Genomic DNA, 11,505 nt, shown 5'->3' with positions numbered 1-11,505 from the left:
GTCACATTTGCCATTGCTGCCCGGGGACTTCAGCCGATGCCGACACTCCACGAACCCAAGCTGATCGCTGGGAACGCCAATCTTCCGCTTGCCGAATCCATTGCCCGCCGCATGAGCCTGTATCGCGGCGTCGATCAGGGCCTCGTCGATGCGCGCGTCGAACGCTTTAACGACGGTGAGATTTTCGTCGAAGTGTTCGAGAATGTGCGCGGCGAGGATATGTTCATCGTCCAGCCGACCTCGAACCCGGCAAACGACAACCTGATGGAGCTTCTGATAATCGCCGATGCACTGCGCCGTTCGTCCGCGCAGCGGATCACCGCCGTGATCCCCTATTTCGGCTATGCCCGTCAGGACCGCCGCACCAAGGCGCGCACGCCGATTTCCGCCAAGCTGGTCGCCAACATGCTGACCGGCGCCGGGATCGAGCGGGTTCTGACCATGGACCTGCACGCCGCGCAGATTCAGGGGTTCTTTGATATCCCGGTGGACAACCTCTATGCCTCGCCGATCTTTGCGCTGGATGTGAAAAACCAGTTCAAGGACCAGATGGATGAGATCATGGTGGTCTCACCCGATGTGGGCGGCGTGGCCCGCGCGCGCGAGTTGGCCAAACGGATCGAAGCGCCGCTGTCGATCGTCGACAAACGCCGCGAAAAGGCGGGTGAAGTGGCCGAAATGACTGTCATCGGCGACGTCAAAGACAAGATCTGCCTAATCGTGGACGACATGTGCGATACCGCCGGAACTCTGTGTAAGGCGGCTCAAGTGCTGCTGGATAACGGCGCGAAAGAGGTGCATTCCTATATCACCCACGGCGTCATGAGCGGCCCAGCGGTGGAACGTGTGACAAACTCAGTCATGAAGTCTCTGGTTCTGACCGACACGATCCAACCCACCAAAGAGGTCGCCAAAGCCAAGAATATCCGGATCGTGCCGACCGCGCCGATCTTTACACAGGCAATCCTGAACATCTGGAACGGCACCTCGGTATCGTCCTTGTTCGAGGACAAGACCCTGACCCCGATCTACGAATCCATGTACCACATGGACTGATTGACAAGGGTGGCGCGGCCACCCTTTTCGTACCAACCCAACAGGCAGGAGCGTCCCGTGACAGCCGCAAAACGTATTGTTCTTTCCAGCGACCATGCCGCCATCGATCTGCGTCAGGCCGTTGCCAAGCATGTCGCTGACCTCGGATGGGAGGTCGTGGACATCGGGCCGAAGACACCCGAGAGCACGCACTATCCAATCCACGGCAAAGCCGCAGCCGAATCCGTCGCATCCGGCGATTGTCAGCTGGGCATTATTCTATGTGGCACTGGACAGGGCATCATGATGGCGGCAAACAAAGTGCCCGGCATACGCTGTGGCGTGTGTTCTGACGCATTCTCGGCCCGGATGATCCGTCAGCACAATGACGCCAACATGCTGTCCATCGGCGCGCGTGTCGTCGGTGAAGGGCAAGCGCTGGACATTGTCACCGCGTTCCTTGGTGCCGAGTTCGAAGGTGGCCGTCACGCGACCCGCGTCGGAATGATCGAAGCATCAACTGACTGACCCTTGAACACGGGCATCAGGAGATGTCCCAATCATCCTCATGCGCAACCTCGCCGATCGCGGTCCACGTCACCCTAATCCGTGCGATTCGCGTGTCTGACCAAGTGCGGAACACTGCGTCGAATCCTTCGTTCGTAGTGTTTTCGGCCTTCACTTCGGCCCGCAACGCCGAGGTTGTGTCCACATCCCATAGGGATATACCGATCTGAACAACCGGCGCAGATCGGAACGGCTGGCGAAACGTCACAGCCGAGCGTCTCTCGCGCGTACCGTTGCCGGTCCACATGTCACCGCCGTTGGAAAATTCGGAAAACACCACGGTCTCGCCTTGGTCGATACCAATAGGATGGGTTCGAAACGTCTTCATTTTATTGTCTGTTCTTTATCAATTCCCGAAATCTAATTCGGCTTCATGATGAAATCACGACAAAAAAACGGCCCTACTGTCGCAGGGCCGTTTCTAATGATCCATTTGCAACAAGCCGTTACAGGCTCATATGCGTCCCAAGCGCTTCCATGTCGGCCAGCAGCTTGGCTGCATCGTCTACGATCGACTGATCGTCGCCAGACTTTGCGGCCTCGTGCGAAGCGCGGGCTTCCGCGATCAGGTCGTCCAGATGCGACCGGGTCACTTCGGCAACCGGGATAGCCTTTTCAGCCAGAACCGACAGGCCGTCACCGTTGATCTGGGCAAACCCGCCGGTGACCAGGTATTCGCTGGCTCCTGCAGGTGCCTCAACCTTCAGCAGACCGGGGCGCAGCGTCGTGATGGTGGGGGCATGATCGGGCATCGCCGTCATGTCCCCATCCGCGCCGGGAAGCTGGACCGCGGTGGCCTCAAGCGAAGCCAGGCTCCGCTCGGGGCTGACGAGGTCGAATTGCATCGTGTTTGCCATCAGGGATACTCCTTAGGCGGCTTCTGCGGCCATCTTTTCCGCTTTGGCGATCACTTCGTCGATGCCGCCAACCATCAGGAAGGCCGCTTCGGGCAGGTGATCGTATTCGCCAGCGACAACAGCTTTGAACGACGCGATGGTCACGTCCAGAGGAACCTGAACGCCCGGCGAGCCGGTGAACACCTGAGCAACGTCGAACGGCTGCGACATGAAGCGTTCGATCTTACGGGCACGGGCCACGGTCAGTTTGTCTTCTTCCGACAGTTCGTCCATGCCGAGAATGGCGATGATGTCCTGAAGCGACTTGTAGCGCTGGAGGATCTGCTGAACGTCGGTCGCAACCGCGTAGTGCTCTTCACCCACAATCGCGGGGTCCAACAGACGCGAGGAGGAGTCGAGCGGGTCAACAGCCGGGTAAATACCCTTTTCCGAGATCGCACGGTTCAGAACGGTGGTTGCGTCCAAGTGAGCAAACGATGTTGCCGGCGCGGGGTCGGTCAAGTCGTCCGCGGGAACGTAGATGGCCTGCACCGAGGTGATCGAGCCCGACTTGGTCGAGGTGATGCGTTCTTGCAGGGCGCCCATGTCGGTAGCCAGCGTCGGCTGGTAGCCCACCGCCGAAGGAATACGACCCAGCAGAGCCGAAACCTCGGATCCCGCCTGCGTAAAGCGGAAGATGTTGTCGACGAAGAACAGAACGTCGGTGCCGGACTGGTCACGGAACTGCTCGGCCAGGGTCAGACCGGTCAGAGCAACACGCGCACGCGCTCCCGGAGGTTCGTTCATCTGACCGTAGACCAGGGCCACCTGCGATTCCGACAGGTTGTCGGGCTTGATGACGTTCGATTCGATCATTTCGTGATACAGGTCGTTGCCTTCACGGGTCCGTTCACCAACGCCCGCGAACACCGAGAAGCCCGAGTGCACTTTTGCGATGTTGTTGATCAGTTCCATGATCAGAACGGTTTTACCAACGCCGGCACCGCCGAACAGGCCGATCTTACCGCCTTTGGCGTAGGGGGCCAGCAGGTCTACAACCTTGATGCCGGTCACAAGGATTTCCGACTCGGTCGACTGTTCCGCGAACTCGGGCGCGGGCTGGTGGATCGCGCGGGCCTCGGTTGCTTCAACCGGGCCTTTTTCGTCGATCGGCTCGCCGACCACGTTCAGGATGCGGCCCAGTGTGGCGTTGCCAACCGGAACCGAGATCGGTGCGCCGGTGTCGGTCACAACCTCGCCGCGGACCAGACCTTCGGTCGCGTCCATCGCAATGGTGCGGACGGTGTTTTCGCCCAGGTGCTGAGCAACTTCCAACACCAGGCGCTTGCCGTTGTTGGTGGTTTCCAGCGCGTTCAGAATTTCAGGCAGTGCGTCATCGAACTGGACGTCGACGACGGCCCCGATGATCTGTGTGACTTTGCCTTTTGCATTCGCCATGTTTCGTCTCCGGTATGTCTCTACAGCGCTTCGGCGCCGGAAATAATTTCAATCAGCTCGTTGGTGATCACGGCCTGACGCGAGCGGTTGAACTGGATCGTCAGCTTGTCGATCATTTCGCCCGCATTGCGTGTCGCGTTGTCCATTGCGGACATCCGTGCACCCTGTTCAGACGCTCCGTTTTCGAGCAGAGCCGAGAAGATCGCGGTGGCAACCCCCTTGGGCAGCAGGTCAGCCAGAATGGCCTCTTCGCTGGGCTCGTAGTCGAAGATGGCACCGCTGTCGTCACCTGCCGCGTCGTCCTCGAACGAGGCGGGGATGATTTGCTGTGCCGTCGGGATCTGGGTCACGACGTTGACGAACTTCGAGTAGAAGATCGTGGCAACATCGAACTCAGCCCCGTCAAAGCGGGACAGGATGTCCTTCGCGATGTCCTGCGCGTTGGCATAGCCAATGCGCTTGACCTCGCTCAGGTCGACATGTCCAACGAACAGATCGCCCAAATCGCGCTTGAGCGCGTCGCGGCCTTTCTTGCCGACGGTCAAAACCTTGACCGTCTTGCCTTTGCCGCGCAGCTCTTCCGCCTTTTGGCGGGCCAGCTTGGCGATGTTCGAGTTGAAGCCGCCACACAGGCCGCGTTCAGCTGTCATCACAACCAGCAGATGGACATCATCGCTGCCCGTACCACGGAGCAGCTTGGGGGCGCTGTCGCTGCCCCCGACCGAAGCCGCCAGCCCCGCCATCACGGCATTGAACCGCTCGGCATAAGGGCGTGAGGCTTCAGCAGATTCCTGGGCGCGGCGCAGTTTTGCAGCCGCGACCATCTGCATGGCCTTGGTGATCTTGCGGGTCGATTTGACCGACTCGATCCTGTTTTTAAGGTCCTTCAGACTAGGCATCGGAACCCCCCGTTACGCGAAGGTCGCGGCGTATTCGTCGATCGCTGCCTTGATCTTGTCGGACGCGTCACCTTTGATCTTGGGATCTTCGTCTGTCAGCCATTTCAGCAGGTCGGCGTGCTTGCCGCGCAGGTGCGCCAGCAGACCGGCCTCATAGCGGCCAACGTCCGAGACGTCGATCTTATCGAGGTAACCGTTGGTGCCCGCGAAGATGACGCAGACGATTTCCGCGTTGGTCAGCGGCGAGTACTGCGGCTGTTTCATCAGCTCGGTCAGGCGCGCACCACGGTTCAGCAGCTGCTGGGTCGCGGCGTCGAGGTCCGAACCGAACTGCGCAAACGCAGCCATTTCGCGGTACTGAGCCAGCTCCAGTTTTACCGGTCCAGCGACCGATTTCATCGCGTTGGTTTGGGCCGACGAGCCCACACGCGAAACCGACAGACCGGTGTTCACAGCAGGACGGATGCCCTGGTAGAACAGTTCGGTTTCCAGGAAGATCTGACCGTCGGTGATCGAGATCACGTTGGTCGGAATAAACGCCGAAACGTCGCCACCTTGGGTTTCAATAACCGGCAGAGCGGTCAGCGAGCCTGCGCCGAAATCTTCGTTCAGCTTCGCCGAACGCTCCAGCAGACGGGAGTGGAGGTAGAAAACGTCACCAGGATAGGCTTCACGTCCGGGCGGACGACGCAGCAGCAGGGACATCTGACGATAGGACACAGCCTGCTTCGACAGGTCATCATAGATGATCAGCGCGTGGCGGCCGTTGTCGCGGAAGTATTCGGCCATCGCGGTCGCCGAGTACGGCGCCAGGAACTGCATCGGCGCGGGGTCGGACGCGGTTGCGGCCACAACGATCGAGTATTCAATCGCGCCGGATTCTTCCAGCTTCTTCACCAGCTGCGCAACGGTCGAACGCTTCTGACCAACAGCCACGTAGATGCAGTACAGTTTCTTCGACTCGTCGTCGCCTGCTGCGTCGTTGTAGACTTTCTGGTTCAGGATGGTGTCCAGAGCAACGGCGGTTTTACCGGTCTGACGGTCACCAATGATCAGCTCACGCTGGCCACGGCCGATCGGGATCATCGCGTCAACCGATTTCAGGCCGGTTGCCATCGGCTCGTGCACCGATTTACGCGGGATGATGCCAGGGGCTTTGACGTCTGCAACGCCACGCTTGGAAGCGTTGATGGGGCCTTTGCCGTCCAGCGGATTGCCCAGACCGTCAACAACACGGCCCAGAAGTTCGTCACCGATCGGAACGTCCACGATCGAGTTGGTGCGCTTGACGGTGTCACCTTCTTTGATGTCACGGTCAGAACCGAAGATAACGACACCGACGTTGTCGCTTTCCAAGTTCAGGGCCATGCCCATGATGCCACCGGGGAATTCGACCATCTCACCGGCTTGCACATTGTCCAGGCCGTATACACGGGCAATCCCGTCACCGACGCTCAGCACGCGGCCGATTTCGGCCACTTCTGCTTCCTGACCAAAGTTCTTGATCTGGTCCTTCAGGATTGCAGAAATCTCTGCAGCTTGGATTCCCATTTATCCGACCTCTTTCATTGCATTCTGTAGGGAGTTCAGCTTCGAACGGATCGAGCTATCGATCATCTTCGAGCCCACTTTAACGACAAGACCGCCGATGAGGCTTTCATCAACGGTCGCATTTATTGTCACGGTCTTGCCCACACGCTCGGACAGCGTTTTGGACAGTTTTTCCATCTGTGTCTTGGTCAGGGCCTTGGCCGAAGCGACATCGGCGGTTACTTCGCCACGCTCTTCGGCCAGCATGTCGCGCAGAACCTGCACCAGCTGCGGCACGACAAACAGGCGGCGTTTTTGCGCCATCAGACCCAGCGTATTACGCAGTATCGCGTTCAGGCCCATCTTGTCAGCGATCGCTGTAATGGCGCCTTCCTGCTCGGCGCGCGAAACCAGAGGCGAAGCGATCAGGTTACGCAGTTCGGCGCTGTCGCCCAATGCTGCTGCCAGATCGTTAATTCCGGTCTCCAGACCTGCGAGGTCTTTATTCTCTTTCGCGATCTCGAAAATCGCAGTGGCATAGCGCTCGGCAATGCCTGTGGAAATCGAAGCTGGTTCGGACACGTCCACCCTTCCGATATTTGAGGCCCCGAATTCGCGTTGCGGCAGCTACCCCGGGGGCGTGAAGAAACCCCGGCCATACGGTCGGGGATCAAAATCACCGGGGATGTAGCAGAGCCGAACCCAGCTCGCAACATATTATCACGAGGGCAGCCTTATCCACAAAATGTTTGATTTCATGGAGTTACGCAGGGTGCGACCCTTTTGTCCGGTTGGAAGGGACTAAAAATGTTACGAAAGTGTAGGTTTTTGCGATTCCTGTGACCATTTTCCCGCATTTTCTTCGCGTGGCGGAGTTCCAAAAGTGGACAAAAGTTAGGCGGGCTTCAGCAAACCGTCCAACGCCTTGATCGGCCGACGAACAGGATCCTTTGTGACGCTGCCGCTTGGAGGCCGGATGTGTTTAGTTGCTTCGACCATCAAGACGCCTCCGGCCATGACCGTGGGAATCCGCTGACCCGTCTTTTCAATCAAACTGCCCGACTTGAGCCAAAATCGGCGGAATGACGGCGGCAGATACAATGCTGAACAATGGCTTTCCGGTTCAAAATGATGCGCCCGAAGCTGGTTTTCTAACTGCGTCGCTGAATAAGGGCGTCCAAAGCCAAACGGCGTCCGGTCCGTCCGCGACCACAATCCCGCGCGGTTGGGCACAATAAAGAACGCGCGCCCTCCGGGGCCCAGTACCCGCCAGCATTCATTTAACAGCTCGCTCGGCCGCTGTGAGGTCTCAAGCCCGTGCATCACCACCAGCTTGTCCACGTGCCCGGTCTCAATCGGCCACATCGTCTCTTCCGTCAGGACCGAGACGTTGGGCATCCCTGCGGGCCACGGCATCACACCTTGCGGTCCGGGCATCAGCCCAATCACCCGCCGAGCATCCGCCAGATAGGGGCGCAGCAAAGGTACGGCAAAGCCAAACCCGGCGACCGTCTGGCCCTTGGCTTCGGGCCATTGCGCGATCAACCGACCCCGGATCGCCGCCTGCGCCGCACGCCCCAATGTGCTGCGGTAGTAGAAATTCCTAAGATCCTGCACATCAAGATGCATTGCGGACACCCGGTCAATCGGCTTAGCTTCGGCGCAGTCTAGCAACGAAAGGGCAAAAGGCCATGCCTCTTGAGATCGTCACCATCCCATGTCTCAGCGATAACTACGCTTTTCTGGCGCATGACGCCGCAAGCGGCAACACCGCATTGATCGACGCGCCAGAGGCTGCCCCCATTCTGGCCCAGCTGGACCAGCGCGGCTGGAAACTCAGCCACGTGTTACTGACGCATCACCACTTTGACCATGTGGACGGGTTGCCCGGAATTCTGGAAAAGCACCCCGCTAAAGTCATAGGGGCCGCTGCGGACGCGCATCGTTTGCCCCCTTTGAACCAACAAGTCAGCGAAGGCGATACGTTTGAGTTGGGCGGAGAGACGGTGCAAGTGCTGGATGTCTCGGGCCATACAGTTGGACACATCGCATTCTATATGCCGCAAAGCGCCGTTGTATTTACCGCCGACAGTTTGATGGCTTTGGGATGTGGTCGCCTGTTTGAAGGAACCGCCCCGCAGATGTGGGACTCATTATCCAAGCTGGCCGCTTTGCCCGACGATACTCTGGTGTGTTCGGGTCACGAATATACGCAATCCAACGCCAAATTCGCTCTGACCGTCGACCCAGACAATGCCGCGCTGCGCGAACGCGCGACGGATATCGACCGCACCCGTGCCGCTGGCGAACCTACGGTGCCGTCAAGTTTGGCGCTGGAAAAGGCCACAAATCCGTTTCTGCGCGCCGCTGATCCGGCGATTCAAGCGCATTTAGGGATGTCGGGCGCTGAACCCGCTGCGGTATTTGCAGAAATTCGGGCTAGAAAAGACAGGTTTTGATGCCTATTTCACCCGCTTCACGGCCACGGTCACAATAAATGTGACTGTCAAGTGAAAGAAAACCCTTGAAGCCGGGCCATGATCAACCAAACTCTAATAGTATGAGGACACGGTTGGGATGGGGATCCGGCCTAAAGCCCGCGCCCCTTCCGACCCAAGACAGAGGAGCACCCGCGTGCCTTCATTCTCGAGCACATTAGAACAAGCCATTCACGCGGCCCTTGCGGCTGCGAACGAACGGCGACACGAATTCGCCACGCTAGAGCATCTGCTGCTGGCGCTGCTGGAAGAACCGGACGCGATCCGAGTTATGAAAGCCTGCAGCGTCGATCTGGATGAGCTGCGCAGCACTCTGGTCGAATTCATCGACGAAGACCTGTCTAATCTGGTTACGGATATCGACGGGTCCGAGGCTGTGCCAACGGCCGCTTTCCAACGCGTGATCCAGCGCGCCGCCATCCACGTTCAAAGCTCGGGCCGGACCGAGGTCACGGGCGCAAACGTGCTGGTTGCGATCTTTGCTGAACGCGAAAGCAACGCGGCCTATTTCCTGCAAGAACAGGACATGACACGGTATGACGCGGTGAATTTCATCGCACATGGCGTCGCCAAAGACCCAGCTTACGGCGAAAGCCGATCGGTCTCGGGCGCGGATCAGGTCGAGGACGAAACGCAACCCTCTGCTGGCGAAGGTGAGCAGAAGGAAAGCGCACTTGGCAAATACTGCGTTGATCTGAACACCAAATCCCGTGCAGGGGATGTAGATCCGCTGATTGGCCGGGCGGATGAAGTTGAACGTTGCATTCAAGTGCTTTGCCGTCGTCGCAAGAATAACCCGCTGCTGGTGGGTGATCCGGGCGTGGGGAAAACCGCTATCGCCGAAGGTTTGGCCCATAAAATCGTAGTGGGCGAAGCGCCCGATGTGCTGTCCGAAACCACGATTTATTCGCTGGATATGGGCGCTTTGCTGGCGGGCACGCGTTATCGCGGTGATTTCGAGGAGCGACTGAAAGCAGTCGTAACCGAATTGGAAGAGCATCCCGATGCCGTGCTGTTCATTGACGAGATTCACACGGTCATCGGCGCAGGAGCCACTTCGGGCGGCGCAATGGATGCGTCGAACCTTCTTAAACCTGCCCTACAGGGCGGTAAACTGCGCACGATGGGTTCGACCACCTACAAAGAGTTCCGGCAGCATTTCGAAAAGGACCGCGCGCTTAGCCGCCGGTTCCAGAAGATCGACGTGAATGAGCCTTCGGTCGAGGACAGCGTGAAAATCCTGCGCGGCCTTAAACCGTATTTTGAAGAGCATCACGCGATCAAATACACTGCGGACGCGATCAAAACGGCGGTAGAACTGTCGGCGCGCTACATCAATGACCGCAAACTGCCTGACAAGGCTATCGACGTGATTGACGAGGCCGGTGCAGCTCAGCATTTGGTCGCGGAAAGCAAGCGTCGCAAAACCATCGGCGTGAAAGAGATTGAGGCCGTGGTCGCCAAGATCGCGCGCATCCCGCCCAAGAACGTCACCAAGGACGATGCCGAGGTTCTGAAAGACCTTGAGACCTCGCTGAAACGGGTGGTGTTCGGTCAGGACGACGCCATTGTCGCGCTGTCCAGCGCGATCAAACTGGCGCGCGCGGGCCTTCGTGAACCTGAAAAGCCCATCGGCAATTACCTGTTCGCAGGTCCGACCGGTGTGGGCAAAACCGAAGTGGCGAAACAGCTGGCAGATACGCTGGGTGTAGAACTGCTGCGTTTCGACATGTCTGAATACATGGAGAAACACGCCGTTTCTCGTCTGATCGGTGCGCCTCCGGGTTATGTCGGGTTCGATCAGGGCGGTCTTCTGACTGACGGCGTTGACCAGCATCCGCATTGCGTGCTGCTGCTGGATGAGATCGAGAAAGCGCATCCGGACGTCTTTAACATCCTGTTGCAGGTGATGGATCATGGTGAGCTGACGGACCACAACGGCCGCACGGTGAATTTCCGCAACGTTGTGCTGATCATGACCTCGAACGCTGGCGCTCAGGAGCAAGCCAAGGCCGCGATCGGCTTTGGACGCGACCGTCGCGAAGGCGAAGATACCGCTGCGATTGAACGGACCTTCACACCGGAATTCCGCAACCGTCTGGACGCGGTGATTTCGTTCGCGCCGCTGCCTAAAGAGGTCATCCTTCAAGTTGTCGAGAAATTCGTGCTGCAGCTTGAGGCACAGTTGATGGACCGCAATGTGACCTTTGACCTGACACCCAAGGCCGCCGAATGGTTGGCGGACAAAGGGTATGACGACAAGATGGGTGCGCGCCCGCTGGGCCGCGTCATTCAGGAACACATCAAGAAGCCTTTGGCCGAGGAGCTGCTATTTGGCAAGCTGGCCAAGGGCGGCGTGGTCCGCGTTTCGGTCAAGAAAGGCGATCTGAACCTGGAAATTCTGGGCCCCGATCAGCCCCGCATACCGGGCGACAAACCACCCTTGCTCACAGCTGACTGATCGATGAGAAAAAAAACCCGCCCAATGCGGCGGGTTTTTCATTGCACCGTTATCTCGGTTGATCCCATAGCGGTGTTAAATACGGCTTCGACCTCTTCCTGCGAGCCAAGCGATACGCTGACAAAAACGAACGGGCATAACGTACGCCTTCACCCCCTTGAGAAAGGGCAGACAAAAGTGCGATGCCAATATCTCGGGCTTTTCTAATCGATCCGGCCTGG

11 protein-coding genes are annotated in these 11,505 nt (G+C 58.5%); 4 read left to right on the top strand and 7 right to left on the bottom strand.

Annotated features, from left to right (window positions below; translation table 11 throughout):
* Positions 1-36 precede the first annotated feature (36 nt).
* Both AC2FNR_RS20610 and rpiB read left to right on the top strand, forming a co-directional pair.
* The gene (locus tag AC2FNR_RS20610) at positions 37-1,056 is read left to right on the top strand and encodes a ribose-phosphate pyrophosphokinase (protein WP_170352327.1); all 1,020 of its coding nucleotides are present in this window, start codon (positions 37-39) and stop codon (positions 1,054-1,056) included.
* A gap of 57 nt (positions 1,057-1,113) precedes the next feature.
* Positions 1,114-1,563: a ribose 5-phosphate isomerase B gene (rpiB, locus tag AC2FNR_RS20605; RefSeq protein WP_496851158.1), complete on the top strand. Its 450-nt coding sequence runs from the start codon at positions 1,114-1,116 to the stop codon at positions 1,561-1,563.
* Between the two features lie 16 nt (positions 1,564-1,579).
* Here rpiB and AC2FNR_RS20600 read toward each other — a convergent pair whose 3' ends face one another.
* The 7 genes from AC2FNR_RS20600 to AC2FNR_RS20570 form a co-directional block, all read right to left on the bottom strand.
* Positions 1,580-1,930 (bottom strand): H-type lectin domain-containing protein, encoded by a 351-nt coding sequence (locus AC2FNR_RS20600; RefSeq protein WP_170352325.1) that lies wholly within the window; start codon positions 1,928-1,930, stop codon positions 1,580-1,582.
* A 118-nt stretch (positions 1,931-2,048) separates the two neighbouring features.
* On the bottom strand, positions 2,049-2,459 hold the full coding sequence (locus tag AC2FNR_RS20595; protein WP_170753407.1) for a F0F1 ATP synthase subunit epsilon: 411 nt from the start codon (positions 2,457-2,459) through the stop codon (positions 2,049-2,051).
* A gap of 12 nt (positions 2,460-2,471) precedes the next feature.
* Positions 2,472-3,896 (bottom strand): F0F1 ATP synthase subunit beta, encoded by a 1,425-nt coding sequence (gene atpD, locus AC2FNR_RS20590; protein ID WP_170352323.1) that lies wholly within the window; start codon positions 3,894-3,896, stop codon positions 2,472-2,474.
* 20 nt (positions 3,897-3,916) lie between these two features.
* Complete coding sequence (locus AC2FNR_RS20585) at positions 3,917-4,795, bottom strand: F0F1 ATP synthase subunit gamma (protein WP_170768996.1); 879 nt, start codon at positions 4,793-4,795, stop codon at positions 3,917-3,919.
* 12 nt (positions 4,796-4,807) lie between these two features.
* Positions 4,808-6,346, bottom strand: coding sequence for a F0F1 ATP synthase subunit alpha (gene atpA, locus AC2FNR_RS20580; protein WP_170352321.1), 1,539 nt, complete (start codon positions 6,344-6,346; stop codon positions 4,808-4,810).
* On the bottom strand, positions 6,347-6,907 hold the full coding sequence (locus AC2FNR_RS20575) for a F0F1 ATP synthase subunit delta (protein ID WP_170352320.1): 561 nt from the start codon (positions 6,905-6,907) through the stop codon (positions 6,347-6,349). It abuts the gene before it with no gap.
* 312 nt (positions 6,908-7,219) lie between these two features.
* Complete coding sequence (locus AC2FNR_RS20570) at positions 7,220-7,954, bottom strand: methyltransferase domain-containing protein (RefSeq protein ID WP_170352319.1); 735 nt, start codon at positions 7,952-7,954, stop codon at positions 7,220-7,222.
* Between the two features lie 62 nt (positions 7,955-8,016).
* On the opposite strand from AC2FNR_RS20570, the gene gloB reads away from it, so the two are divergent.
* Together gloB and clpA are read left to right on the top strand one after the other, a co-directional pair.
* Positions 8,017-8,784 carry a hydroxyacylglutathione hydrolase gene (gene gloB, locus AC2FNR_RS20565; protein ID WP_496851155.1) on the top strand — a complete coding sequence of 256 codons (768 nt, stop codon included), beginning with the start codon at positions 8,017-8,019 and terminating at the stop codon, positions 8,782-8,784.
* A gap of 175 nt (positions 8,785-8,959) precedes the next feature.
* The gene (clpA, locus tag AC2FNR_RS20560; RefSeq protein WP_170352317.1) at positions 8,960-11,284 is read left to right on the top strand and encodes an ATP-dependent Clp protease ATP-binding subunit ClpA; all 2,325 of its coding nucleotides are present in this window, start codon (positions 8,960-8,962) and stop codon (positions 11,282-11,284) included.
* The last annotated feature ends 221 nt before the right edge of the window (positions 11,285-11,505 follow it).

The organism is Ruegeria sp. SATB045, assembly GCF_059613525.1.
Note: the sequence above shows the minus strand (reverse complement) of the source record. Positions and strands in the feature narration are given on the sequence as shown.